Origin of the sequence: Sulfuricurvum sp. RIFOXYD12_FULL_44_77 (genome assembly GCF_001830725.1) — a bacterium.
Taxonomy (GTDB): domain Bacteria; phylum Campylobacterota; class Campylobacteria; order Campylobacterales; family Sulfurimonadaceae; genus Sulfuricurvum; species Sulfuricurvum kujiense_A.
Map to the genome: position 1 here is coordinate 1 of NZ_MIBU01000232.1, position 26,563 is coordinate 26,563.

Genomic DNA, 26,563 nt, shown 5'->3' on the forward strand with positions numbered 1-26,563 from the left:
AGCGAAAAAACGTATGAAGAGATCAAATCGTTCCAACGCGGCGGAAAACTCTCTTTCGGAGCGGTATAATCCTCTCAAATTTCCCTTTTTTGGGAAAGAACTCTTATTTTTTCTTTTTTACTCCTCTAATCTGCCGTTGAAATACGTTTCAAACTCTACCGCCCTCATCGGTTTAGCAAAATAGTATCCTTGAACTTCATCACATCCATACCCCTCTATGAGCGCAAGTACCTCTTTATTTTCTACCCCTTCGGCAATGGTTTTGAGGTTGAGACTTTTCGCCATTTGAACAATAGTACGGACGATAATCGCATCTTCTTGGTCTTGTAAAATATCCCTAACGAACGATTGGTCGATTTTGAGTTTATCGACGGCAAAGCGTTTGAGATACGCCAGAGACGAATACCCCGTACCGAAATCATCGATGGAGAGCTGTACCCCCAGAGCTTTTAGATTACGAACCGATTGGAGTGTATTCTCGGTATCGTGCATTATGATCGACTCAGTGAGTTCAAGCTCTAGAGAATGGGGATCGATTTTGGATTCGCTCAACGCATTTTCGACAACACTCTCCAAATTACCCCTTTTAAACTGCATAGACGATATATTGACGGCGACAGTGATGGCTATCCCCTTTGCGTGCCAAAGAGCCGTTTGTCTGCACGCTTCTTCAATGACCCATTGGCCGATAGAGACGATCAATCCGCTGCTTTCCGCGATTGGTATAAAATTCATCGGAGGGATCATCCCCAAATCCGGATGTTCCCATCGAATCAGTGCTTCAGCTCCTGTAATACGGTTGGTGGAAAGATCGATTTGGGGCTGATAATGGAGTACAAACTCATTGTTCTCTAATGCGCGTCGAAGGTCGTTTTGCATTTTAAACAATCCGATCAAATTATGATTCATCTGCTGAGTATAGAAACAATAGCTGTTTTTCCCCGTCTCTTTAGCACGGTACATCGCCGTATCGGAACATTGAAGCAGTGTTTCAAACGTTTCTCCGTGTTCAGGATAGATCGCAATTCCGATAGATCCTGAAAGAGACAAGGATTGATTGCCGATCATAAACGGTTTTTCCATCTCTTTTAAAAGTTTATCGGCAAGAGTCCTAATATCCTCAAGCGTGTCGATGTCCGATAATACAAGGAGAAATTCATCCCCTCCTTGACGGCTGAGCGTGTCACTTTTTCGGATACAGTTGATCAGGCGTGCAGTAACGTTTTTTAATATCGTGTCTCCTACTGAATGACCTAAAGAGTCGTTGATCGTTTTAAATCCGTCCAAATCGATAAATAAAAGTGCCGCTTTATTTCCTGCTTCCTTGGCATTGGCCATGACCTTCTCGGTTCGCTCCTGTGCTAGGATACGATTCGGCAGACCCGTAAGGGCATCATGATGCGCCATAAACTCTATTTTCTTTTCAATACTTTTTTGTTTGGTAATGTCTTGTACCGTTCCGATGGTACGGAGCGGATCACCTTGTGAATCGTAATAGGTTTTCCCTTTTTCATGGACATATTTAATCCGTCCATCTCTCATTCTAAGGCGGTGAATAATCTCATACGGAGTTTTATCGGCAAGCGATTGTAGGAATGCGGTATCGACAACTTCCCGATCTTCGGGATGGACGGCATTGATGAATTGATCATAGCTCGGAGGCTGCTCGGAAGGGGTTACTTCGAAAATACGGTAGATTTCATCTGACCATATCAGTGTCTGATCCGAAAATCTTAATTCCCAGCTTCCTAATTTGGCGATTTGCTGCGCCTCGTTCAGTCTCGCTTCTTTTTTGTGCAACTTTGCTTCAAGCTGCATCCGATCGGTAACATCCAGCATTACACCATGCCATAAGATCGTGCCGCTTCCGTCGGTCTCTATTTGGGGAAAAGCTCGTGCTTCGACCCAACGTTTTTCATGACGATGTTGTTTAACCCGAAATACTATTTCCAAAGGGGACATTTTGAAAGCTGAAAATTCAATAGCTTTTTTTAGCAGAGCGACATCATCCTCGTGTATCACCGCATAAAATACGGAAAGATCCTCGGTTACATTTTCAGGGAGAAGTCCGAAAAGAGTCGTGATTCCCGAACTGGCATAACGAAAGCCCGAAGTCCCCTCACGAGTCATATACGAGGTATAAACAAAACCGGGGAGATTGGCAACCATACGAGAAAGTGTTTTTTCCAAATCGGCACTTTTTTGCAGCATCAGTTCATACCGCTTGGCATCGGTAATGTCGTGAGCAACACATAAGACACCGCAGACACTCTCCCCGTCAAATTCGGGGACAAAGGATGCCATATACCACCCAATTTCTCCATTTGGACGGTAGACCGCTACTTCGTGTTCAGAGGAAACTTCGGTATCTATCACCTTTTGTAGTTCCGCCATAAAATAGTGCGGTGCAATCAGCGATGCATATTCATACGGTTGCTTTCCTAAAAGCTCCTTTTCGCTGTATCCTGAGATTTTTAGTAGCGCCGGATTAACATAGGTGCGTCGGCATTCACGGTCATAACGGATGATTACGTCGGGATAGTTTTCCGCTAACGTGCGATACGCCTCTTCACTTTGACGCAGACGCTCTTCACCCCGTAGTCTTTCCGTGATATCCCGTCCGATCCCCAGTACACCCATGAACTCTGTATCACTGTAGACGGGGAGCTTTCGTATTTCTAAAACTCCGGTTGTTCCGTCTTCTTGGTACGTAATCGTCTCTTGGGTAATACAAATAGTTCCGGCTTCAATCGCTAACTTGTCCGTTTGGATACACAGATCGGCTTCTTCTTTCGTAATAAAATCGTAGTCTGTTTTACCGATAATTTCACTCATAGGCGCTCCGAAAAACCGCTCAAAATGGCTATTACACGTCAGATATTTCCCCTCTGTATCTTTTACCCACAGTAAATCGGGAATAGTGGCAATAAGTGCGGAGAGCTTCGCGCTGCTCTTACGTATCCGCTCTTCTTGATTCTTTCGTTCGGTGATATCCAAAATAGTGCCGATTTGACCCATCGCTTCTCCGGCTTCGTCAAAATAGATTGCTTTGTGAAACATCACCGTATGGTCTTCGCCCCGTACATCCTGAAGCTGGGCTTCGTATATTTGGGTGCCGCCATTGCGAAATAAATCTGCGTCTGCGTTAAAAAACACCTGTGCCTGCTCATGAGGAAAGAGATCATATACCCCTTTTCCTATCAGTTCCTCTTTCTTTTTGCCGTAAAACTCTTCGAAGGCTTTATTAAATCCTTTATATCGGGTCTCTTTGTCCTTCAAGAAGATCGGCACCGGAATGGCGTTCAATAGCGATTCAAGGAAGCGATTCTGTTCTAATAACTGTTTTTCTATCTCTTTGCGTTCGGTAATATCTCTGGCTATTCCGACAATTTGATGGATTCGTCCGTTCTCGTCATGTATCGGGGAGAGAGTGGAATGAAAAAATTTACGCCCTAATGGGAAATCGTATTCACCGATATAGTCGGTTTTCTCTCCACCATTAAGGCAGGAGGTGTATTTATCGAGGAGAATGGTACGGAAGGGTTCATTTTCGAACTCATCGACATAACGCCCTACAATCTCTTCTCTCGCCATGCCGGATACTTCGACATAGGCAGGGTTGATGTCCAGATGGATAAAACGCCCATCAGGGGTCACTTCTATGAGATAAATAACATCGATGCTGTTGTTAAATATCTGGGTATAAAACTCATTGATTTGATTTGATTTTTTGTGTTCATGGATATGCGGTTCTATTGTTGACATGACTACTCTCTTATCCGTTTAATTTCTAAAATTTGCATAAAAAAGTTCAAAAGCAGATGCTTCGAGAGGTTTGGTAAAATGGTACCCTTGCACTTCATCGCATCCATAAGCACCTATAACATTCAGTACCGATGCGTCCTCTACCCCTTCCGCAATCGTTTTCAGGTTGAGACTCTTGGCTATTTGGATAATGGTTCTTACGATAGCGGCATCTTCTTGATCTCGTAAAATATCACGGACGAACGATTGGTCAATTTTGAGTTTATCGACGGCGAAACGTTTAAGATACGACAAACTCGAATATCCCGTGCCGAAATCATCTATAGAGAGTTGTATCCCTAATTCTTTCAGTGAACGAACCGTTTTGAGAATATTTTCGGCATCGTGTATCAGAATTGATTCGGTAAGTTCCAGCTCTAAAAAGCGGGGATTGATTCCGGAAATATCCAGTGCTTTCTTCACTACCGCTTCCAAATTTCCCCGTTTAAACTGCACCGCAGAGATGTTCACGGCGACAGTGATGGCTATCCCCTTTGCGTGCCAAAGAGCAGCTTGGGTACATGCCTCTTCAAGTACCCATTGACCGATTTGAACAATCAAACCGTTCGATTCTGCGAAAGGGATAAAATTCATCGGCATTATCGTCCCATACTGCGGATGTTCCCACCGAATCAATGCTTCCACACCCGTAATACGGTTGAGAGCAAGATCGATTTGGGGCTGATAGTGCACTACGAATTCGTTGTTGCTTATGGCACTTTTTAAGTCATTTTGGAGCTTAAATTCCCCTAGCAGATTATGGTGCATTTGTTCAGTATAGAGGCAATAGCCGTTTTTTCCCGACTCTTTGGCTTTGTACATCGCGGTATCGGCGTTTTGGAGTAGTGAGTCAAACGTCTCTCCGTGCTCAGGATAGAGGGCGATTCCGATAGAAGCAGAAAGGCTAAGAGAATACTCTGTGATGGGAAACGGATCTTCTATGTGCAAGAGCAGTTTCTCGACAACACTGAGGAGATCGTTTATATCCGTAACATCGGAGAAGATTAAAAGGAACTCGTCCCCACCTTGACGACTGATCGTATCGTATGGACGAATTGTTTCCATCAACCGCGAAGCAACGATTTTTAAAACCTCGTCCCCCACAGAATGTCCCATCGTGTCATTAATAGCTTTAAATCCATCCAGATCGATAAATAAAAATGCCGCTTTTGTCCCTGTGCTCTTAGCGTTGGCAATAATCTGTTCGGTTCGCTCTTTAACGAGGATACGGTTCGGCAAACCCGTTAGTGCATCGTGGTGCGCTATATGTTCTATCTTTTTTTCAATAATTTTACGTTCAGTGATGTCGCGTCCTATCGTTAGCACGCTGACAATTTTTCCGTTCATATCGAACTCGGGAACGATCCGCATGTGCCCCCACCCTTCTCCTCCGTTAGGTATCATAAAGGCAGTTTCCACTTCAATGGATTTTCCTGTTTGGATAACCGTATGAAATTTCTCCATAAACATCATTTCAGCAGGAATAGGAGACCCCTCTAAGGGTGTTTTCCCTATAATTTCATCTGCAGAGCAACCGAACAATTTTTCTCCCATCGGATTGACGTAAATACGCTGCCCCTCACAATTGTAACGGATAATGACGTCAGGAGAGTTCTCAGCAAGGGAACGAAATTCCCGCTCTTTTTTGTATAAAAGTTCCTCCTTATTTTTCCGTTCGCTAATATCTTGAATATTGGCCATGCGCTGTGTAATAGTTCCGTGTTCGTCTTTGATCACCGTGATATGGACTGAAACAGGGACAAGCGAACCGTCTTTTCGAATGTGGGTCGTTTCGAAAGCCATGTCACTAATTGCGCAGGAGTGGGTGCTTTCATGTGCTTCGAGGCGGAGCATACATTCTGGGGCGAACACATTACCGGGAGAGGCACCGATCAATTCATGCGGCTCATAACCGTGGATATGTGCAAATGCAGGATTGACGAGTTCGAGCGTATTATCCACTGCGTTGCATATCGCGATTCCCACTTTCGCATTATCAAAGATATACTTTAACTTGTCCGCATGAGGTTCTATAGTTGACACACTCACTCTCCCTTTGCTTTCACGTATGCGTCCGACTTATCATACGAAGACGATCCATTATTAATCCAATTTAATAATCATAGCAACACAGAGGTCACGTTTCGGTCACGATAACACACAAAATCTGAGACCGTTTTGTGCTAGAAAAAGAGGTATGGTTAGGTAAGTAAATAATGTGTGCGGAGAGGAGATCAAATGAATAGAAATTATGAAAATGGAGAAAGTTGTTACGCCTTTCATCTCCTCTTCCATCAAATCAAAGTTTTACAAAAAAGTGAAACTACCCTCAAACATCAGAATACTACATCATTGGAAAAATGCCATATGGAGATAAAAAACCTTTTCGCAACAGAGGTACACTATACGGAGGAAGAGGAAAAGGCCGCCAAAGTCAGCTGATCTCTTTCACGAGCGAGATCAAAATCGTATCCTCTTCATGGATAAAAAAACTGCCGGCGACTTCGACATCGATCACAGAACCGTCTTTTTTACGATGCTGTGTCTCAAAAATCACTTTACCTTCTCTGATTTTTGTTTTTATAATCTCATCAATCTCTTGAACGGTATATTTCGCATCGATCTCTAAAATTTTCATACTCAATAACTCATCACGTGTGTATCCGAGCATTCGACATGCTTCGTCATTCACATAGATGATGGAGAGCTCTTTATTGTTGATATAAACCGCTTCAGCAGAGCTGTTAACTGCCATCTCAATCATTTTGAGCCGTTTTTCAGCTTCTACCCGCTCCGTCATATCCCGACCGATTACCATCACACTGATCACATTCCGATCTTCATCGAATTCCGGAATAATACGCTGATTTCCCAAACGTCTCTCACCCCACGGTGCAATAAATACTCCTTCGTATTCAAGTTCACTCTTACCCTGTACAACGGTATCGAAAAGCTGTTCAAAAACGTCGACATCCAAAAGCGGAGAAAATTCACGCGGGGGTTTTCCAAGAACCTCATCCAGAGGTTTGTCGAGTAAACATTGCATCAATGGATTGATGTAGGTACGTCGCATTTGGAGGTCATAGCGGCTGATAACATCGGGGGAATTTTCGACGATGGCACGGAAGGTCTCTTCGCTCTCTCTGAGCGCTTTTTCGGTCTGTTTACGTTCGGTGATATTGTAAAAGAATCCATACCATAAGATTCCACCATCTTCTTGTAATACGGGTGAGGATTGCCCTTCGATCCAACGGAGCCCTTTTTGCGGATGATGGATCCGAAACTCTTCATGCCAATCGGTAAAATCGCGAGCGGTTGCAATGATACTTTGACGTATCGTTTCACGATCATCAGGGTGCATTTGTTCCATAACAACGCTAAAATCATCCATTGCCGATTCTATAGAGAGCCCGAATAACACTTCGAACGTCGGTGCGAGGTAGGTAAAACGGACGATCCCCTCAACCGTTCTCTCAAAAATATAGTTGACCCCCGGCACCGTTGCAGCGAGTTTAGAGAGGCGCGTTTCAAGTAACAGCTGCTCCTGCTGAAGCATATTTTTTTGTGTAATCTCATCATGCAGATTTCTAACGGCCTCTTCGAGTTGAAACGTTCGTTCGATAACCCGTTTTTCAAGCGTCGCATTCAAAGTTTGAATAAGTTCTTCCGCCTTTTTCCGCTCAGTAATGTCTTGTACCGTCCCTATCGAATAGAGGGGTTTCCCCTCATCGTCGTACACATGCTCACACCGTTCGATGACGTACTTGATTCGACCGTCCTCCATCATAATTCGGTGTTCTATCTCGTACGGAAGCTTTGTCTTTAGGGATTCTACATATGGTGCTTCTACCATCTCTCTTTCCTCAGGATGGACACGTTCGTAAAAGGTTTTATGGAGATCAACTATGCTCTCTTTATCCAGCTCAAATATTCGATAGGTCTCATCAGACCACGTAAGAAGACTATTTTGTATATCTAAATACCAGCTTCCTGTATGGGCAACCCGCTGTGCATCGATGAGAAATTTACGCTCTTTTTCTAAAAGAGCTTCTAACTCTTTACGTTCGGTGATATCTCGTGCTGATCCGACGATACGGACGATCCGTCCGCTATCATCCCATATCGGTAAGAGAATGGAGTGAAAGGTCCTGATACCGGCATGGAAAGGATAATCGGCAGTATAATCGGTTTTTTTCCCTGCCTTAAGGCACGAGGTGAATTTATCGATTAATATGGTACGGAACGTCTCATCCTCAATATCCTCGACATCCAAACCTATGACAACGTCGCGAGGTATTCCCGTTACTTCCTCATAGGCAGCATTGACATCCACATAAATAAAATGTCCGTCAATAGTAACTTCGATCAGATAGATGACGTCGATACTGTTGTCGAGAATTTGTATATAGCGATCATTTGCCTCTTTTTGAGATGCTTCCATTGCTTTTCGATCGCTGATATCTTCAAGAAGTGCCAAGACGTAGTTAACGGATCGATCATCGTTACGGACACAGCTTACCGCAAGATTCGTATAGAGAACCGTACCGTTTTTTCGGATAAACCGTTTTTCGAGCATATAGTCTTCAATCTCGTCATTCATCAGTTTGGTAAACTGTTCGAGATCGGGAGCTAAATCTTCAGGATAGGTCATCTCTACCCATGTAGACTTGGTTAGTTCTTCCTGAGTATACCCGAGCATCTGTCGGAGTTTCTCGTTGGTATGTATCCACCCTTTTTCAGGAGAAGTGATTGCCATACCGACAAGTTGACGCTCGAAGAAGAGACGCATCCGTTCATTCTCTTTTTGCGTTTCGAGTTGCAATCGCTCCGTGATGTCACGGGCTACCGCAAGACTGTAACCTACACCGTTGTACTCAAAGTAGTTGGAACTCACTTCTATAGGAAACACGCTCCCGTCTTTTTTCCGATGGCTTGCTTGTCCGAGAACGGTTTTGAGTCTTTTAATATCTTCCCAATGTATACCCCACCAGCCTACAGAGCAGTTCGGATCTATATCGACAACCCCCATACTCAAAAGCTCTTCTTTAGTGTAACCGAGAGCTTTGCAGGCTCCATCGTTTACATAATAAAACATCGAGTTTTCATCAATGAGATATACCGCTTCGTGGATCGTATCGAGGGCGAATTGTTTGAGAAAAAGTTTCTCTTCCGCTTCTTTATGGGCGCTCATATCCCAAATGTTGGCCATATGATACAAAATTTCGCCCTCGTCGTCTTTGACCACAATAAGCTCGACCGATACGGGAAATGTGGAGCCGTCGCGCCGTTTATTGATCGTTTCAAACGCTACATACCCGTTTTCAAATGCTCTTTGTTGCACGCGTGATAGAACTGAGAGTGTCTCAGGGGGAAACAGATCAGGGACACTAATCTCCCTCAATTCTTGTGGTGTGTAGCCGTACATAGAATTAAATGCATCATTGGTTGAATCAAAACGGTTGCTTGTCCCGACGTGCATGGCGATTCCCCAATGGGCTTTTTTAAAAATATCGGCCCATTTTTTGAGGGCTTTTTCAACCTCTTCGAGTTCGATGATTTTTCGGGAGAGTTGATTGATCCGATCCAGAGTAAATCTCTCATCGGGGATTATCATATCGGCGTAATTTTCCCCGTATTCGCTGTAGGGTAATTCGATGGTAAAACATGCTCCCCCTTTGATATTTTTGACGGAAATCTTTCCTCCGAAGCGATTTTCAATGATATTTTTGGTCATAAAAAGCCCCAGACCCGACCCCTCTTCTTTGGTCGTCGTATGGAGATCGAACACCATCTCAACAGGATTTAGACGGATACCCCCGGCATTGTCCGAGACGGTAATAATAGAGTTATTTTCTTCTCCGATGACACGCACCGTGATGGCAGGGAGTTCAACGGAAGAAGTATCAAACGCATCTTTAGCGTTGAGGATCAGGTTGAGCATCGCATGGGTGAACTCGTTGGCATTTCCTTGGATTGTCGGGTTTATCTCCAACTCATAGTTGAGGGCAATATGGCTGTTTTCAAACGAGTATTCAGTGATTTTTCGGACTTTTTCCAGCTCATCGGCGACGCTAAAGCTCATTTTTTCACTGTTTTGCTGCGATAAAAAGCTGTAAAAGGTATCGATCGTTTCGGCCAAATGCTGGAGGAGTTTAAAACTCGTTTCGACCGAATACAAAAGCTTCTCTTTTGAAATTTCTCCTTGAAAAATGAGGGCGGCTTTGATAGAATTTTGGATCGTTCCGATGGCATTGAGAGGCTGTTTCCACTGATGGGCGATATTACCGACCGTCTCCCCCATCGAAGCGTAGCGAGAATTTAAAAAAAGGACTTTGGAATCCTCTTTGCTCTCGCGGCGTAAGCGCTCCTGCTCTTTTTGCAACGATCTTACTTTGTAAGAGAGGAAAATAGCCCATGCAGAGGTAGCCGCTAAGAGGAGGGATAGGATCATAGCTTATCGCGGAAGATCGCGGGTATCGAGACGATAGCCGATCCCTCTGACGGAGATGATGATGTCCAATCCGAGTTTTTTTCGCAGTCGTAAAACGATGTTTTTGATTGCCGAATCGCAGATCGGATCGAGAGGCCATAGAACCTTCCCAATTTCGTCTTTACTAATAGTTTTATGACGGTTGTTGATCAAAAGCAGCAACAGCTCCTGCTCTTTCATACCCAATGAGACAACTGAGCCGTTGAAATAAAGCTCTTTCGTCGCCGAGTTGTAAAAAAGTTTTTTACCCAGTATGATTAGACCCTCGTTTTTGTGGGTACGTTGTATCGCTCTGCAAACGGTAAAGGTGAGCTTTTCGAGTTCCACAGGTTTGACCAGATAACCATCGATCGAGAGATTGGCAGCATCGAGCAGCAACTCTTGTTCGGCAAAACTGGTCATCAAAACGATCGGGATACTATAGTTGTTTTGACGCACCCGTTTTATGAGGTTCAGCCCATCTTTTTTGGGCATTTTGATGTCGGTGATGATAATATCGGGAAATTCTTCTTCATAAATCTGATACGCCTCTTCTCCATCTTCCGCCACATAAACTTTGGCGAAAAGCATCTCCAGTATTTCGCCCATTTGGGTTCTCGTAATCGTATCATCCTCAGCGAAAAGGACGCTTTTTTCTTTGAGCAGTAACATATTACGAATCATCTCTAGAACCTCTTGTGATACTTTTAGTTAAATAATAGCATTAAAATAGTCAGAGTATGGTCATTTTTATCTTTTAATATGAGACCATAATGACACCAATATAAATGTAATATATGTTAATTATAGAGTAATCTGATCTTTCACAGAGAAGATTAAAAAATAATGTTTATCTTTTTTTTAATTGACGGAATTTTACAAGACATTTATCGCTTTGTATTTTATTATTGGGCTCAATTAAAGGAATGATTTAAAATGAATATTATCTGGCATGAAAGCCCCTTTGTCGATTCAATTTATTATGTTCCCGCCGATATGTATACGATAGAGCAAAATTTTTATTTTAGAGGAACCCCCTCGGTACATGAACATATCATACTCAATCAAGATTGTGCGGTCATCACCTTTTTTCTCGATAATCAGGTTTTTGAATTTAACAGCAATATTGTCTGCGGTAAATTTACCCAACCCCCTAAAATCAATATTATTTTCAAAGATAACTACAAAAAACTAACGGTTATCAGACTCAATGCTTTCGGTATGTTCAAGCTGACCGATATCCCTATAGCCTCTATGGTTGATCGGATTACTCCCGGATCGACTATCAGTATTGATTTATCCGAAGAGATGGAGCCGCACCACTCTATGGCATGGATTGAAACGATGATGAAGAAAAATATTGAAGAAAAATCCTATGAAATCACCCGTGATATTGTCCATTACATTGATGAAAATTTTGCCGATCTCCCCTCTAACGTCAACAAAGTTATCGCGCAAAAATACGGTATTTCAGAAAGTACCGTATTACGCTACTTTAAAAAATATATCGGGATGAACCTCTCTAATTATATGATTACGTTCAGACGAAAAAAGATGATACAATCGATATGTAATGATAAATACGATTCCCTCACTGCCCAAGAAAACGGCTACTATGATCAATCCCATTTTATTAATGATTTCAAACGTCTTTTCGGAATTTCGCTCAAAGAGTATTTTCAAGAGATGCACCGAATGAAACAACACTCTCCCGACCTCGTCCGTTTTTTATACAATTGCAATAGTTAAGTCTTATCTTGTAATTTATCTCTCAAATTCACCCATTAAAGCACCCTCTTTCTCTCTGCCGTTCTCCTTCTATTAGTCACATTTCAGTCATATTTTTCATTTTATTTGAGACCGTTATGTCTCCGTTAAAAATGTATGATGCCGTTCTAAAAATAACTTTTAGAAATACTAATGCTTGCATGATCAAGTAAATGAAGAGGACAAAATGAAATTTTCACACTTAACGGCAGCTTTGCTGGGGACATTTGTATGTGCTCAGGCGGCGGACGATATCGCAACAGCGTTCAAAGAGGGGAAACTCGAAGGACGTATCCGCGCTCACTATTTCAGTACCGATTGGGACGATAACAGTGCGACGGGTAAAAACGGACCCGATGCACACGGTATGGCTGTGGGGGGAAGTTTGATCTACAAAACCGCCCCTTTGCGCGGTTTTAGTGCGGCAACCGGACTCTATACGACCCAAAATCCGGGTGGATGGACGGAAAAAAGCGACGGTGATACCGCCAATACCTCAAAAGATCTCTTCGCACGCGGCCCGGGATCTACCTATACCTACGGAAAAGGGTACGCGGTGTTAGCCCAAGCGTATCTCCAATACGATATTGCTAAAACCAAGGTAAAAGCAGGACGGATGTTGATGAGCAATCCCTACATCAATCCGAACGATAGCAAAATGATCCCTATCGCGATTGAGGGGTATGAACTCGTCTCTAACGATATCGCAAACACGACGATTCAACTCGATTACGCCGATAAAATCAAAGAGCGCGGGATGGATTATTTCGGTTCTATGGCCGATACGGGAGATACACCGACCAAAATTTCGGCCTATTATGCCACCCATTACGGCAGTGGAACACACGGCGATGCACCCAATGTGGTGATTGCAGGGGTAAAAAACAAATCGATAGAGAATCTCGAACTCCAAGCGTGGGGTATGCACTGGGCGGATCTCGTCAATCAAGCGACACTAGAAGCGAATTACGCCCTTAAAGTGGGTGATGTCACTCTCGGTCTCGGCGGGCGTTACATCAAACAATACGACAAAGGAGCGGGAAATATTATCCTCCCGAACACCAACAACGGCGACAGCGATAACAGCGTTGATAGTTCATTGTTCGCCCTCCGCACGTCAGTGGGTTACGGTGCGGCTAAATTGACCCTTGCAACTGCGCGTACCGCAAGCGGAGCCGATTTGATCGCTCCATGGCGCGGCTTTCCGACTGAGGGGTACACCCGCAGTATGACCCAAACCGACTGGAATGCCAATACCCGCTCGTACAAAGGGCAATTGGACTACGATTTCAATGAATTGGTTTCCGGTCTAAGTACGATTCTGGGCTACGCCTATTACGACCGTGATCCGAGCAAAAAACCGTATCAAAGCATGACCGATCGCCTCTACCAAAATGGCGATACTCACCAAGTGAATTTGGACATTATGGTTAAACTCTCCGGCGACTGGAAAGGGACAGAGCTTAAACTTCGCTTGATGGATCAAGAGAATGATACGACGGCTACGTACAACCAAGATACCTCTAATCAAGAGCTTCGTGCTGAAGTGAATTATCTGTTTTGAACAGAGAAAATAAAAAAACGGGGATACGTTAATGGATAACTTAAGACTTCTTATCGTCGATGATGTCGAAGATAACAGGATGCTTTTGCAAGCCATTTGCCGAAAAATGGAGGGGTTTGAGATCGAAGAGGCCTCTGATGGGATCGAAGCGGTCGAGATAGCTGAGCAATGGCATCCCCATATCATCCTTATGGATGTGATGATGCCCCGCATGGACGGATTTCAAGCCTCCAAAATTATCAAAGAGCGTTATCCCCAAACGATCATTGTCGCACTCACCGCCGTCATAGACCCGAATATGGAAAAGAACATGGCCTCCATCGGTGTAGCAGCCTATATCCATAAACCGGTCGATAAAAATCTAATCCGCTTTAAACTCCAAAGTTTTGCGGCATTACTCCACTCCAGAGAGGGCGAATTTAATAAATTATCGACAAAAGAGGCCGTAAACCTTTTCAGTCGCGATATTCGCCGCTTTAAAACCATTTTTGAAATCAGCGATGCGGAATCGATCATGGATTTCGGAAACTGGATTTTAATCCGTCATGATGAGACGTTGAATGTGCCATGCAGACGGATGGATATTGCTCTAGAGCTTTTTTATGAACTCATGCGTCAAGGAATTCGTCAAAGCGGTTCGATGAATATCATCGTCGAAGAGAATTACGAAGAGCTTTTTGTGACACTAAAATTCAAAAACATGATCGATCTCCATCCCAAAACAGAGGCACTGTTCCATGAGCTGGGAGAAAATGCTATCCTAGGAGAGGAGTGCGCTTATATTCGCCTCACTATGCATTCGTATGAAAAACCGGATATCACTGCAAAAGAGGCGGATAAACCAAAACCTGTTGTCATTCAAGAGGCTAAAGTCGAACCGATCATTGAACAAGCTAAGCCTGCTATCGCTAAAGAGGTCAAAGTTCTCGAAACCAACGAAAAAGAGATGCTCCGTCAAAGCTTTGTAAGAAAGACCTCCGCCATCGAGTATGTTCAGGATATCGGCGGAGACGTCCTCGATGAAATCCGTGATTTGGAGAGTCTGGATGAGGAGTGGATCGAGAAACTCCAAGCCCTCGAAACGGAGCCTACACTAGAAAATATCCGACAATTCACCGACAATGTTTTAGGTGTCTATGTTAGAGCGATCAACAACCTCTTCGAATTTACCGCATTGGCATATGCCCTCTCCTCTCTGGGGAGCTTTTTAAAAGAACACGCCGATGCGATTATCACTGATCCTAAAAAACTTAAAACACTCGTGATGCTCACCGAGCATTTGGGGAGCGATCTCACCTCATGGAGAGATCATATCTTCGGCTTGCAGGATACGGCCGATATCCACTATCTCGACAGTTCGTTTTTCAGCTCCTGTATGCAGATCGAGCAGATTATCGGAAACAAGGAGGTTGCATCCAACGATGATGACGATGACGGAATGGAATTTTTTTAAAAATCAGTAAATACACAATCAAGGAGGAAAGTAAATGGCAAAAAGAGTGATCATCGTCGATGATTCCAGAGCGGTTATCGCGACGGCGGAGTTGGCGTTAGAAGCGTTGATCGGCAGCGGTGTGATCGAGTTTAAATCGTATCTCAACCCCGCCGAGCTTTTAGGAAATCTGCAAAGCGGTGCGGAGAATTTCGATCTTTTGATCAGCGACGTCAATATGCCGGAGATGAACGGTCTGGACTTAGCCCGCTCCATCAAAAGCGACGAGCGGTTTAAAACGAAACCGATCATCATCCTCACCACCGAGAGTTCGGAGGAGTTGAAGATGAAGGGTAAAGAGATCGGGGTAACAGGGTGGATGGTTAAACCGTTCAACGATGAAAAACTGGTCAAATCACTAAAAATGGTACTGGGAGTCTAAAAATGGAAGAAAACACGACCCAAACACGACGAGAGCGGTATCTGACGTTCTTTTTGGGTGAAGAGCAATACGGGATAGGGATCGATCGGATCAAAGAGATCATCGCCCTCATGAAGGTGACCTACGTCCCGAAAACCCCTGAGTATATGAAAGGGGTGATCAACCTGCGCGGCTCGATCATCCCCGTCGTCGATACACGAACCCGTTTCGGTATGGAGCCTCAAGAGGAGACTATGCACACGGCGATCATCATCGTCGAAGTGGACAAAGTGAACGTCGGATTTATCGTCGATCGTGTCGAAGAGGTGGCGAGTATCGATAGTTCGCATCTGGGTGCGGCACCGAAGTTCGGCAGCGGTGTCGATACCGACTTTATCTGCTCGATGGCACAGATCGAAGAGAACGTCGTGATGATTTTAGATGTTTTGAAGCTTTTCGAAGCGGATGAACTGATGAGTTTAGAACAAATGCAACAAACAAATGAGGGAGAATAAGATGAAGTGGTTAGAGGATATGGTGTTACAAACAAAGTTAATGTTGCTGACGGGGATCATGGTCATCGCGATGATTGTCCTCGGATTCGTTGGATTTCAAGCGACCAATGGCTGGGAAGGCGATTCGAATAAGCTCGGGGAAGAGCTTGTCCCTTCGGTTCTAAGTATCGGACGAATTCGCAACGGGACACAGTTGGCAGCTATTCAGATGTATCGGGTACGCGGTCTTCAAGGCGATCCTAAAATGCAAGAAAAAATGGCAGACGCTTCCAGCGAAATGCAAAAAGCGTTTGACCGCGTTGACAGCGGTTTTAAAGACTATGATAAACTCGATAAAGCACCCGAAGAGATTCAACTATGGGAAAATATCAAACCCTCGTTGGAAATGTGGCAAAAACAAAGTGAGCAATTTGATAAAGAGATAGTAAGTGTTTTAGCTAAGACAAATGACCCCGTACGTATTGAAGAACTTTTTGTACACATGACAGAGCATCTTGATGCAATTCGTACAACCCGTCTAGCTGCTTCTGAAGGTTTGCAAGATGCTTATGACATCAATCGAAAAGAGATCGAGGATACTACCGCTGAGTCTAAAAAGGAAGTAACTTCTTTCCAGCAGATGTTTATGCTTATCGGCATCCTTTCGATCGTATTTGCCATCGTTCTGGCATGGATGATTATCCGCTCGATCACCCGCGCGATTACCGAGAGTGTTACAACGATTCGTGATGGTGCTATGCAGATCACCTCGGCATCCGATCAAGTTGCGGCATCATCATCCTCTTTGGCACAAGGGGCGTCTGAGCAGGCATCAAGTGTTGAGGAAGTAAGCGCAACTCTCGAAGAGTCCACTGCGATCAACACCCAAAACGTTGACAACGCACGTCAAGCCGATATCTTGGCGAAAAACTCGAACGATTCGGCGAAAGCGGGATATGAGAAAGGGGAGCAGCTCTCCCACTCCATGCATGCGATCACCGAATCAGCGGCAAAAATCAGCGGTATTATCAAAACCATCGATCAAATCGCGTTCCAAACCAATCTCCTCGCACTCAATGCAGCGGTTGAAGCAGCGCGTGCGGGTGAACACGGTCTAGGATTTGCCGTGGTTGCGGACGAAGTCCGTAACTTGGCTCAACGTGCAGCGTCAGCGGCAAAAGAGACTTCGGATATTATCGAAGAGGTAGTAGGACAGATCAAAGAGGGGAACGAGATTGCGCATGCAACCCACACGGCGTTCCAAGATATCGTTGAGCAGTCTAAAAAAGTATCCGATTTGATCGGTGAAATCGCTACTGCGGGTAAAGAGCAATCCGAAGGGATGAGCCAAATCAATCAAGCAATGGGTCAAGTTGACCAAGTAACCCAACAAGTAGCGGCAAACTCCGAAGAAGCTGCCGCTGCCGCTGAAGAGCTAAACGCACAAGCAACCTCAATGATGGAGACCGTTCGACTCCTTGCGGCGATGGTCGGAATGGAAAACAACGCCCAATCCGCCACTCCTAAAAAAATGCAGTTACACCATTTGGATGTAAAGGCTCAGGTTCCTAACCGTACTTCGGCACCGACACGCAAAGTTCTTCCGGCCAAAAAAACCGAGAATATTTTTCCTCTCTCTGAGGATGATTTGAAAGAGTTCTAAGATGGAGTTCGACGGTGATGTCCTCACCATTGGACTAAATATGAGTATGGAGGAGATACGGGAGTTCGAGCAGTTTGTTCGTCCCCGTCTAGAGTATCTGGAAACCATAGAGGTCGAAGAGGGGTCGTTGCTGCAATGCAGTGCTCTCATGGCGCTGTTGGTAAGTTTAAAACGGACACGAAGCGTCTTGAAAATCCCGTTTTTAGAGCGGGGAATGACGGCTTCAAGTACGTATGGAACACTGCATTGGATGTATCATGACTAAACAAGAACAAGTCAAAGCTATTTTTATCGAAGAGGCGGGGGAAATTATCGAAAAACTCGATATCAATATTCTCCGTTTTGAAGAGAACTCTACCGATTTTGATCTTCTCAACGAAATTTTCCGAGGGGTACACACCCTAAAAGGGAATGCCAACGCGTTCGGATTCACCCGATTGGGTGAGTTTGTTCACCATTTCGAAGATGTCCTCGATCACTACCGAAGCACGCACGAAGAGATCGAAGAGTGCCAGTTGGAACTTTTCGTCAACAGCGTCGACGTGATCCAAGAGGTGATGACATGCGAACTGGATCAGCTAAGTGACTTACCGGAGGCCTATCCCGATTGTCTCGCAAAGATCAAAGCGTTAATGGCGTCAAAAAAACCAAGTTCAGCCCAAATGGAGATCGAAGAAGCTCCCCTCGTATTGAACGATTTGGCGGCAGAGTTTTCCCTCAGCCCTTCCGAATCCTTGGAAGATTTAATCTCCGAGTCGATTCAAAAACAGCAGCTCACTCGCGCTGAGGGGTTAAACCTCTACCGAATCGATTTAACACTCGATAGCGACTGCTACAAACGGGGGTTTGACCATCTTCTCTTTTTAAAACTACTGGGAGAGAAAGCAGTATCGTTGGAGAGTTTTTTCGATACACAGAGCATTCCGCCGCTCGATGGGTTTAGCTGCGATGACAATGCACTTAAACACGTCGGTGTAGTACTCCTAAGCCCACTTTCCCTCGACGAGGTACGTGAGAATTTCGAGTACCTGTTCGATCATGAGTATCGTGTAAGTCTCATAGAGTCTATGGAGATTAAAGAAGAGCATGCTGTTGAAGTGCTAGCCGCCGCCACAAAAGCGGAAGCGGTTCAGGAAACTTCTAAGACAGTTTCAAAAAATGCTCCCGCACTCGCGACCTCTGCTAGTGCGGCAAAATCGACGATCCGTATCGATACGTTTAAACTCGACGAACTGTTTGATTCGGTCGGAGAGCTGGTTATCGCCCAGAACTTTATCGCCCAAAACGAAAAGATTCGCGTCATCGAAGACGAGTCGATCAGCCGAACGATCGAGACCCTCTCGAAGATCACGAAACGGATTCAAGACCGTGTTATGAGTCTGCGGATGGTCGCGATCCGCGACACGTTTGACAAAATGAAACGGGTGGTGCGCGACACCTCGAAAAAAACGGGGAAAGCGCTTAACCTCCACATTTTGGGAGAAGAGACGGAGATCGACAAAACAATGATCGACAACCTCTCTGACCCGATGATTCATATCATCCGTAACGCCATCGACCACGGATTAGAGAGCGACGGTGCCGAACGGCTAAGTGTCGGCAAAAAAGTCGAGGGGAACATCACGATCCGCGCCTATCACAAAAGCGGCAGTATCGTTATCAGCGTCAGCGATGACGGTCGCGGTATCAACAAAGAGAAAGTATTCCGTAAAGCGGTTCAGCGGGGGATCATCACGGGGGATGAAAATCTGAGTGATAGCCAAATCTTCGGCCTCATCATGCAGCCGGGGTTCTCAACTGCCGAATCGATCAGTGACCTCTCAGGTCGCGGCGTCGGATTGGATGTTGTGAAAACCTCCATTGAAAAACTGCGCGGGAAGATCGAAATCGAGTCCAAAGAGGGAGAGGGGACGACCTTTTCGATGGTTCTCCCTCTCACTTTGGCGATTATTGACGGTATGCTCGTACAAACGGCAGGAGAGATTTACATCATCCCTACCCTTAGCGTCGTCGAATCATTCCGACCGGATCGTGAGATCGTCCATGTCGTCAAAGGTCAAGGGGAGTTTGTTACTATGCGCGGACAGCATATCCCCGTGATTCGTCTCAGCGATGTGTTCGATTTGAATACGGAGCGGATTGAGCCGTGGGAGGGGATACTCGTCTGTGTCGAAACCGAAGCGGGTCGGATCGCCATTATGGTAGACGAACTGGTCGGTCGCCAGCAGGTCGTTATCAAACCACTGGGGAAATCGCTCGCAAAACTGCGTGAGATAACCGGAGGTGCGATACTCGGAAGCGGCGATATTGCCCTCATCCTCAACGTCGATGAACTACGACCTCTAATCGAGGCGGCCCATGGCGGAAATTGAACTGAGTCCTGAAGAGTTCGATCTCTTCAGAGCCTATATCTACGAACGTGTGGGGATATCCCTCTCCAAGCAGAAAACGACGTTGGTCAAAGGGAGACTCAACAAACGGCTACACCAGCTAAATCTCGGCTCATTCAGAGAGTATTACGATTATCTTGTCAACGATATGTCTGGCGATGAACTCTCGCTGTTTGTCAGCGCCATCTCGACCAACGTCACCTCCTTTTTTCGGGAGGGGGCGCAGTGGAAATGGCTTGAGGGGTATCTCCCGCAGCTTATCGCTTCTAAACGGAATAAAAAAATCCGTATCTGGTCGGCGGGATGTTCCAGCGGAGAAGAGCCCTACACGATACTGATGTTTTTACAGCACCATTTGAGCGACTTCGAGAGCTGGGACATCAAAATCCTTGCAACCGATATCTCCCATAAAGTCCTCACAAAAGCGATTAAAGGAGAGTATGAGGCAAAAAGTGTCGAGGCACTCCCAAAAGAGATTGTCCATCGCGCTTTTGACAAAATACGAACCGAAAATGGAATCAGCTATCAAATAGCTCCCCATTTGCGCCAGAAGGTGATGTTTCGCCTCTACAATCTGGTGACCGATCCGTTCATTTTCAAAAATGAATTTGATATGGTTTTTTGCCGCAACGTGATGATCTATTTCGATGATCCGACCCGCCATGAAGTGATCCGACGCTTTACTACCGTATTGCCCAAAGGCTCCCCCCTATTTTTAGGAAGTTCCGAATCTCTAACGACGCACCGAGAGAGCCTAAAACTGCTCGGCTCGTCCATTTACCAACGACTATAAGGAAAACTAGTGGAACACACCACTCACGGTAACTCACATGATCGAGAAGCCAAATTTGACATTAATGAACTTTTTTTCTCCATCACCACCCATGACAGCACGATCCTCTCGGGGAACGAAGTCTTTATCCGTATCAGCGGCTATACCAAAGAAGAGGTGATCGGACGCTACCACAACGTCGTTCGTCATCCCGATATGCCTCGTGTACTCTTTAAAATTATTTGGGATTCTATACACGAGTTCAAACCGATCGCGGGGTATGTCAAAAATCGGACGAAAAACGGAGAGTATTACTGGGTCTTTGCAGCTCTTTTTCCAATGAAAGATCGTCTTGTATCCATTCGGATCAAACCGACCTCCCGATTTTTTGCGTATGCACAGGAACTCTATCCCGTTATTCTTGATACTGAGCGTCGTGGGGGGATGGAAGCGAGCGAGGCGTTGATCCCTGAAGTGTTAAACAGCATAGGATACCAGAACTACGACCAATTTATGTCCGATGCACTGTTAGAAGAGCTTAAGGGACGTAAAAATGTGGTCTCGTTTGAGCCATCACGCTCATCTGCAGAGCGTTCGGCTTTACCTCTTTATCAACACTTACAAACGGTACACGGATACACGAAAGAGCTGATGGAGAAATACGACGGATGGTTTGAAAAAATCGATATGTTTATACAAGTGGAATCACTCTTCAAAGAGAAAAGTCTGATTTTACGGCAAGTTGCCCGTGAGGTCGTTTTCCTCTCCCTCAATGCCTCGGTATCGTCGTACAAGGTCGAAAACGGAGGGGAGACGTTTGGTATTTTGGCCCGTGATGTCCGTACCAACGCAAAAGAGAACGATGAACTGATCGCTAAAATCGACTGTTTAGTTCAAGAACTTTCAGAATCGCTGAATGCCCTCGTCTTTTCTGTCTCCGGTATACGGCTCCAAAGCGAGATGCTCACCTATTTTATTTCAGAACTGTTATGTGAGAACTGCAAGGTCGAACACCACGAGATCGAAGAGAACATGGACACACTCATCACTCTCGTCGCTCAGTATGCACAAAAAACCGATGAACTTCAGCTCACGTTAGAGCGACAGATTCAAGAAATTCTTAAAAATCTCGATCAGCTCGAACAGCAGATAATGTATCTGGGATACATTCAAGTGTACGGGATCATCGAGGCGGCAAGCTCTCAAAACGAGACGGTGAGTTTCGAGGGGATCTTCTCTCAACTCAAAACACTGATCCAAAAAACATCGTTAGAACTCGAAGCGATGCAGAAACTCGGTAGAAATTTTGACAGGGAAAACACCCTTCTGCGGGATCAATCTGTGAGCATAACCCATGTACTGAACAGTTTACAAGATGAGATTGAAATAATCAAAAAGTTAAAAGGATAAAACATGACAAAAACAATACTACTCTCTTTCGTAGCCGCAGCGGCATTAAACGCTTCGGGAATCAACGAGGCTTTTAGCCAGGGTAAATCACGCGGACATATCCGCACGGCATACATCAACAACAACTATGACGCGGGGGGAAATGACTACGCAACAGCCATCGGCGGAGAACTGAAATTCGAAACGGCTCCATGGAACGACGTCAAACTCGGAGTCGGAGCATACGTTAGCCAAAAAATCGGATTTGCAACCGGTGAGAACACCACAGCCAACGGTGATTTTTTCGACGAAAACAAAAAATCATACGCCTATGTAGGAGAAGCCTATCTCGATTACAGCGCGGGAGATTTCACCCTCCGAGTCGGTCGTCAACTCCTCGATACTCCGCTGGCCGATGCCGACGATATTCGGATGAATCCGAACACCTTTGAAGCGGCAATCGCTACCTATACCCCTATGGAGGGGACAACGTTGCTCGGCGGTTATGTGACGCGCTGGGCGGGAGTGGATTCGGGAGAGGACAAATCGACTTTTAAAAAGCTCGGCGGAGTAGAGAGCCGAGGAGCGGCTGTTGCCGCAATCATGAGTGAGAATATCGAAAACCTCTCCGCACAGGGATGGTACTACGGCATCGATCGTGTTGCTGACGTCTTTTACGGCGATGCGACCTACACCATGGCGTTTAGCGAGACATCAGGGGTAGAAATCACGGCTCAATACGCAGATTTTAACGAAGAAGTCTCATCTGCGGTAGAGGGTCATGTCTACGGGTTAGGTCTTTCTCTCAATGTCGGAGCCATCACACTCGGTGCGGCCTATAACCGTGCCTCGAATGATGCTGGAAAAGCAGTCGTAAACGGATATGGTGGAGGGCCGTATCTCACGTCAATGGAAGAGTGGACGATTGATGGGATGGAAGATGCCAAAGCGTATCAGTTCAGCACCGAAATCGATATGGGCTTCACTGGATTGGAGGGGATGAGCCTCACCGCACTCTACGGCCTCTTCAAAAGCGCCCCTCTCGCCACTAAAATCAAAGAGTGGGATGTAATCTTGGCCTATACCCTAAGCGATGCGTTCAATGTTGAAGCTTCGTATGCCCGAGTCACGGATTGCTATGACAATGCAAACGAGGGAGCGGATGCGGGGTACAGCCGCTTTCTCACACGACTCAACTATAGCTTCTAAGAATACGGGTAAGTAGGGGAAAAAGAATGCAATATAACTGCAATATTGAAAACAAAGAGATTATCTTTTTAAGTCATAAAATTCTGGAATTGAATAAGCAGCTGATCGAAAGCGAAAAAGCAAAATCACGCTTTCTGTCGCTCGTCGCGAATGAGCTCAATAACCCCATGACGGCATTGTTGGGGTTAATCCCCCATTTAAAACCCGACCGTCCGGAGGAAAACGATATCTTCTCCCTCGCCCACCAAGAAGCACTGTTGCTCAATTTCCGTATCCAAAATCTCGTAGCGGCCGCCGCCGTGGAGAGCGGAGAACTCGAGGTGAGCCATGTCTGCGTGAATGTAGAGAGTATCGTGCATGACGTAGTCAAGGAGCTCCACTATCTCATTCACAGCAAAAACATTATTATCAGTATTCACAACACGCTGGAGCACTCCGTCGTCTCTGATCCCCATAAACTCCATCTTATCCTCAAAAACATCATTGCCAACGGATGCACCTACGGCTTTATCAACGGTATCGTCGATATTGCGATCTCGGAATCCTCTTCCAACTTCACGATAGCGATCAACAATCAAGGGTATCCGCCAAAAGTAGAATTCAAACCCGAAATTTTCACCCGCTTCGCCAACGGTCCTGCGGGGGAACACGGGTTGGGAATCGGGCTGAGTATTGTACGTGAGCTGTGTGAATGTATGGAGGGGTCTATCGACTACGTTGCCGCAAACCGAATGGTCACCTTTACCGTAACCCTACCTCTTTTGAAAAGCACTTCTGAATCTGATCTCTACGATTCAAACGAGTTTTTATTCGAATCATTTGATGATGCTATCGAGCTCTAAATGATCCTCACGAACTCCACCTTTATTCACGTCGGTCAGATCCATATCGATATCGCCCCAAAAGCAATTTCGACGGTTCTAGGCTCTTGTGTGTCGGTGTGTTTGTACGACACGACACTCGGTATCGGAGGTATGAACCATTACCTTCTCCCCTTTTGGAACGGAAACGGACTTCAAACACCAAAATTCGGCAATATCGCCATTCCGAAATTGATCGAAACAATGATTGCCAAAGGGGCACATCCCAATAGAATGAAAGCCAAAATTTTTGGCGGTGCTATGATGAATACGACAGATGTGAGCAACACAATGATGATCGGAGAAAAAAATATTATGGTTGCGCGAAAAATTTTACAGGAGTACTCTATCGAAATCGTTGCAGAGGATATCGGCGGACAGAACGGCCGAAAAATACAGTTTGATTTGAAACAGGGAAAAATTTTGCTCAAATACGCTTCCTACCAAAATATCACATGAACGTTTTGCATCGAGTATCAATTAAATTTTACTATAGGAGCACCCATGGAAAACGTCAATTCGATCGCTAATTTTAAAACAATTAATGAGGAGATCAAAGCCCTGTTGCACGAAATAGAAGAGCATATCGCGGCACACCCTTATTTCGATTATAGTGCCTTGAATAAAAATAACGAAGCCTTTATTGAGATGCTCGATAAATTGCTCGACGCGCGATGCTCGGTCGAAGAGCTCAAAAGACATTGTACTAATCCTCATAAGATCAAAAAGTACAACTTCCCTGAAATATAGTCATATTCTGGTCATATATTTTAGTTTTTATGTGACCGTTATAGCCGCATCAACACGCTACGATTTCAGCTGCAAAATTATTTTATCTAATAACAAAGCCCATTAATCGCCAGATAAATGATAGAAAACACAATTAAACAATATGAAATTGCTATGGCTTAGATTTATATGACCGAAGGAGGTAGAAAACATGGAACTACAGATGAAGAGCGGCGAGTTTATCGTCTCTAAAACCGATTTGAAAGGAAACATTACCTACGGTAATGAGACGTTCATAGAAATGTCAGGGTATGTGGAAGAGGAGCTGTTGAACAAACCGCACAACATTCTCCGACATGAGGATATGCCCAAAGCGGTGTTTAAACTGTTATGGGAGCGGATAGCGGAACCTGAGGGGATCTATGCCTACGTTAAAAATAAAACCAAAAACGGAGATTATTACTGGGTCTTTGCCTACGTTACCCCATCCTTCGACTCGCGCGGAAATAAAATCGGCTATTACTCGGTTCGCCGCCGACCTGCACCAAACGCGATAGCCCTCATCGAGCCGCTGTATCGCGAACTGCTCCAAATTGAGCGACAAAACGGTGTGTCGGCATCGCAAACACGCTTGAACACTATTCTCACTGAAAAAGGGGTGACCTATGATCAATTTGTTTTCAATCTTCAAAAGTAAACGAAAAGACCCGTTACTGGAAAAAATCGAACATGTACTAGCCGGAGCTTCGCAGGGGATGCTGGAAGAGCGTATTGTCTCCATCGCGAATGACTCACCCTATGCTCCGCTGGCGTGGAGTTTTAATAACCTCCTCGATCAAGTAGAGGCCTATATGCGTGAGAGCATCCTCTCGATGCAGTTAGCGGAAAAAGGGGATCAAGATCACAGTATGCACCCAGAAGGGTTTAAAGGGCTCTTCGCCCAATCGATCAAACCGATCAATAAATCGTGTGATGGGATACGAGCGCAACAGCTTATGTTTACCCGCCGCCACTACAGCGAAAACTTCCAAAAAATAGGAGGGGGGACAAACGGAGGATTGATCACGATCCAATCCGATATTATCAAAAGCAACAAGATTATGGAAGATATTACGGAACGCGCCAAAATGACGGCGCATCAGGCGCATGAGAGTCGGGAATCGGCGGGAGTATTGCTGGAAGATTTTTATACTCTTTCGCAAACCGTATCGGAAACCTACAACGGTATCGAAGCACTCAGCTCTAAAACCAAAGAGATATCCGCCATCGCCGATTTGATCAAAGATATCGCCGATCAGACCAACCTTCTCGCCCTCAATGCCGCTATCGAGGCGGCACGTGCCGGGGAACACGGACGCGGATTTGCCGTCGTCGCCGACGAAGTACGTAAACTGGCCGAACGTACCCAAAAAGCGACCCATGAGATCACGATCACGATCCATTCGCTGAATGAAGATACCGATGATATTACGACCCATGCAAAAAATATGTCAGAAATATCGGATCATGCGGTAAAACAAGTAGAAAATTTTTCTCAGACATTGACCCTATTCAACCAAGATGCCAATAAAACATCCAAAGATTCGTTTTTTATCCAAAA

21 protein-coding genes are annotated in these 26,563 nt (G+C 45.1%); 17 read left to right on the forward strand and 4 right to left on the reverse strand.

The annotated features are described in order from the left end of the window. Positions 1-117 precede the first annotated feature (117 nt). The gene (locus A2517_RS08230) at positions 118-3,765 is read right to left on the reverse strand and encodes a PAS domain S-box protein (RefSeq protein WP_294895958.1); all 3,648 of its coding nucleotides are present in this window, start codon (positions 3,763-3,765) and stop codon (positions 118-120) included. An 18-nt stretch (positions 3,766-3,783) separates the two neighbouring features. Continuing rightward, on the reverse strand, positions 3,784-5,847 hold the full coding sequence (locus A2517_RS08235; protein WP_294895960.1) for a bifunctional diguanylate cyclase/phosphodiesterase: 2,064 nt from the start codon (positions 5,845-5,847) through the stop codon (positions 3,784-3,786). Positions 5,848-6,042: 195 nt separating this feature from the next. Between A2517_RS08235 and A2517_RS08240 the strand changes: the two genes are divergently transcribed. Continuing rightward, positions 6,043-6,246 (forward strand): hypothetical protein, encoded by a 204-nt coding sequence (locus tag A2517_RS08240; protein ID WP_294895962.1) that lies wholly within the window; start codon positions 6,043-6,045, stop codon positions 6,244-6,246. On the opposite strand, the gene A2517_RS08245 is transcribed toward A2517_RS08240, so the two are convergent. Continuing rightward, positions 6,239-10,255, reverse strand: a complete 4,017-nt coding sequence (locus A2517_RS08245; RefSeq protein ID WP_294895964.1) for a PAS domain S-box protein — start codon at positions 10,253-10,255, stop codon at positions 6,239-6,241. The genes A2517_RS08240 and A2517_RS08245 overlap by 8 nt on opposite strands. 3 nt (positions 10,256-10,258) lie before the next feature. Continuing rightward, the gene (locus tag A2517_RS08250) at positions 10,259-10,957 is read right to left on the reverse strand and encodes a response regulator transcription factor (protein ID WP_294895966.1); all 699 of its coding nucleotides are present in this window, start codon (positions 10,955-10,957) and stop codon (positions 10,259-10,261) included. 252 nt (positions 10,958-11,209) lie between these two features. On the opposite strand from A2517_RS08250, the gene A2517_RS08255 reads away from it, so the two are divergent. The 16 genes from A2517_RS08255 to A2517_RS08330 form a co-directional block, all read left to right on the forward strand. Then, on the forward strand, positions 11,210-12,022 hold the full coding sequence (locus A2517_RS08255) for an AraC family transcriptional regulator (protein ID WP_294895968.1): 813 nt from the start codon (positions 11,210-11,212) through the stop codon (positions 12,020-12,022). A gap of 205 nt (positions 12,023-12,227) precedes the next feature. Beyond that, positions 12,228-13,604 (forward strand): OprD family outer membrane porin, encoded by a 1,377-nt coding sequence (locus tag A2517_RS08260; protein ID WP_294895970.1) that lies wholly within the window; start codon positions 12,228-12,230, stop codon positions 13,602-13,604. 31 nt (positions 13,605-13,635) lie between these two features. After that, complete coding sequence (locus tag A2517_RS08265) at positions 13,636-15,057, forward strand: response regulator (protein WP_294895973.1); 1,422 nt, start codon at positions 13,636-13,638, stop codon at positions 15,055-15,057. 34 nt (positions 15,058-15,091) lie between these two features. Continuing rightward, the gene (locus A2517_RS08270; protein WP_294895975.1) at positions 15,092-15,478 is read left to right on the forward strand and encodes a response regulator; all 387 of its coding nucleotides are present in this window, start codon (positions 15,092-15,094) and stop codon (positions 15,476-15,478) included. A 2-nt stretch (positions 15,479-15,480) separates the two neighbouring features. Further along, entirely contained in the window at positions 15,481-15,972 is a 492-nt protein-coding gene (locus tag A2517_RS08275) for a chemotaxis protein CheW (protein WP_294895977.1), read from the forward strand. Position 15,973: 1 nt separating this feature from the next. Continuing rightward, entirely contained in the window at positions 15,974-17,614 is a 1,641-nt protein-coding gene (locus A2517_RS08280) for a methyl-accepting chemotaxis protein (RefSeq protein ID WP_294895979.1), read from the forward strand. A gap of 1 nt (position 17,615) precedes the next feature. Continuing rightward, positions 17,616-17,879, forward strand: coding sequence for a hypothetical protein (locus A2517_RS08285; protein ID WP_294895981.1), 264 nt, complete (start codon positions 17,616-17,618; stop codon positions 17,877-17,879). Next, positions 17,872-19,986 carry a chemotaxis protein CheA gene (locus A2517_RS08290; RefSeq protein ID WP_294895983.1) on the forward strand — a complete coding sequence of 705 codons (2,115 nt, stop codon included), beginning with the start codon at positions 17,872-17,874 and terminating at the stop codon, positions 19,984-19,986. The genes A2517_RS08285 and A2517_RS08290 overlap by 8 nt, the downstream gene beginning before the upstream one ends. Continuing rightward, positions 19,973-20,797, forward strand: coding sequence for a protein-glutamate O-methyltransferase CheR (locus A2517_RS08295; protein WP_294895985.1), 825 nt, complete (start codon positions 19,973-19,975; stop codon positions 20,795-20,797). The genes A2517_RS08290 and A2517_RS08295 overlap by 14 nt, the downstream gene beginning before the upstream one ends. A gap of 9 nt (positions 20,798-20,806) precedes the next feature. Beyond that, positions 20,807-22,186, forward strand: coding sequence for a PAS domain-containing protein (locus A2517_RS08300; protein ID WP_294895987.1), 1,380 nt, complete (start codon positions 20,807-20,809; stop codon positions 22,184-22,186). A gap of 3 nt (positions 22,187-22,189) precedes the next feature. Next, a complete protein-coding gene (locus tag A2517_RS08305) occupies positions 22,190-23,374 on the forward strand; it encodes an OprD family outer membrane porin (RefSeq protein WP_294895989.1) in 1,185 nt (394 codons plus the stop codon). A 26-nt stretch (positions 23,375-23,400) separates the two neighbouring features. Continuing rightward, positions 23,401-24,216, forward strand: coding sequence for a sensor histidine kinase KdpD (locus A2517_RS08310; RefSeq protein WP_294895991.1), 816 nt, complete (start codon positions 23,401-23,403; stop codon positions 24,214-24,216). Continuing rightward, positions 24,217-24,693, forward strand: a complete 477-nt coding sequence (locus A2517_RS08315; protein ID WP_294895993.1) for a chemotaxis protein CheD — start codon at positions 24,217-24,219, stop codon at positions 24,691-24,693. It begins immediately after the preceding gene. A gap of 45 nt (positions 24,694-24,738) precedes the next feature. Next, entirely contained in the window at positions 24,739-24,984 is a 246-nt protein-coding gene (locus A2517_RS08320; protein ID WP_294895995.1) for a hypothetical protein, read from the forward strand. 190 nt (positions 24,985-25,174) lie between these two features. Then, entirely contained in the window at positions 25,175-25,660 is a 486-nt protein-coding gene (locus tag A2517_RS08325; RefSeq protein WP_294895997.1) for a PAS domain-containing protein, read from the forward strand. Continuing rightward, a partial coding sequence (locus A2517_RS08330; protein ID WP_294895999.1) for a methyl-accepting chemotaxis protein occupies positions 25,629-26,563 on the forward strand: 935 nt, incomplete at its 3' end. The genes A2517_RS08325 and A2517_RS08330, both read left to right, overlap by 32 nt.

Coding starts and splice junctions, on each gene's coding strand:
- A2517_RS08230 (WP_294895958.1), bottom strand. CDS start 3,765: ATGTCAACAATAGAACCGCATATCCATGAACACAAAAAATCAAATCAA.
- A2517_RS08310 (WP_294895991.1), top strand. CDS start 23,401: ATGCAATATAACTGCAATATTGAAAACAAAGAGATTATCTTTTTAAGT.
- A2517_RS08250 (WP_294895966.1), bottom strand. CDS start 10,957: ATGATTCGTAATATGTTACTGCTCAAAGAAAAAAGCGTCCTTTTCGCT.
- A2517_RS08325 (WP_294895997.1), top strand. CDS start 25,175: ATGGAACTACAGATGAAGAGCGGCGAGTTTATCGTCTCTAAAACCGAT.
- A2517_RS08275 (WP_294895977.1), top strand. CDS start 15,481: ATGGAAGAAAACACGACCCAAACACGACGAGAGCGGTATCTGACGTTC.
- A2517_RS08320 (WP_294895995.1), top strand. CDS start 24,739: ATGGAAAACGTCAATTCGATCGCTAATTTTAAAACAATTAATGAGGAG.
- A2517_RS08270 (WP_294895975.1), top strand. CDS start 15,092: ATGGCAAAAAGAGTGATCATCGTCGATGATTCCAGAGCGGTTATCGCG.
- A2517_RS08285 (WP_294895981.1), top strand. CDS start 17,616: ATGGAGTTCGACGGTGATGTCCTCACCATTGGACTAAATATGAGTATG.
- A2517_RS08290 (WP_294895983.1), top strand. CDS start 17,872: ATGACTAAACAAGAACAAGTCAAAGCTATTTTTATCGAAGAGGCGGGG.
- A2517_RS08260 (WP_294895970.1), top strand. CDS start 12,228: ATGAAATTTTCACACTTAACGGCAGCTTTGCTGGGGACATTTGTATGT.
- A2517_RS08240 (WP_294895962.1), top strand. CDS start 6,043: ATGAATAGAAATTATGAAAATGGAGAAAGTTGTTACGCCTTTCATCTC.
- A2517_RS08280 (WP_294895979.1), top strand. CDS start 15,974: ATGAAGTGGTTAGAGGATATGGTGTTACAAACAAAGTTAATGTTGCTG.
- A2517_RS08305 (WP_294895989.1), top strand. CDS start 22,190: ATGACAAAAACAATACTACTCTCTTTCGTAGCCGCAGCGGCATTAAAC.
- A2517_RS08255 (WP_294895968.1), top strand. CDS start 11,210: ATGAATATTATCTGGCATGAAAGCCCCTTTGTCGATTCAATTTATTAT.
- A2517_RS08245 (WP_294895964.1), bottom strand. CDS start 10,255: ATGATCCTATCCCTCCTCTTAGCGGCTACCTCTGCATGGGCTATTTTC.
- A2517_RS08295 (WP_294895985.1), top strand. CDS start 19,973: ATGGCGGAAATTGAACTGAGTCCTGAAGAGTTCGATCTCTTCAGAGCC.
- A2517_RS08315 (WP_294895993.1), top strand. CDS start 24,217: ATGATCCTCACGAACTCCACCTTTATTCACGTCGGTCAGATCCATATC.
- A2517_RS08265 (WP_294895973.1), top strand. CDS start 13,636: ATGGATAACTTAAGACTTCTTATCGTCGATGATGTCGAAGATAACAGG.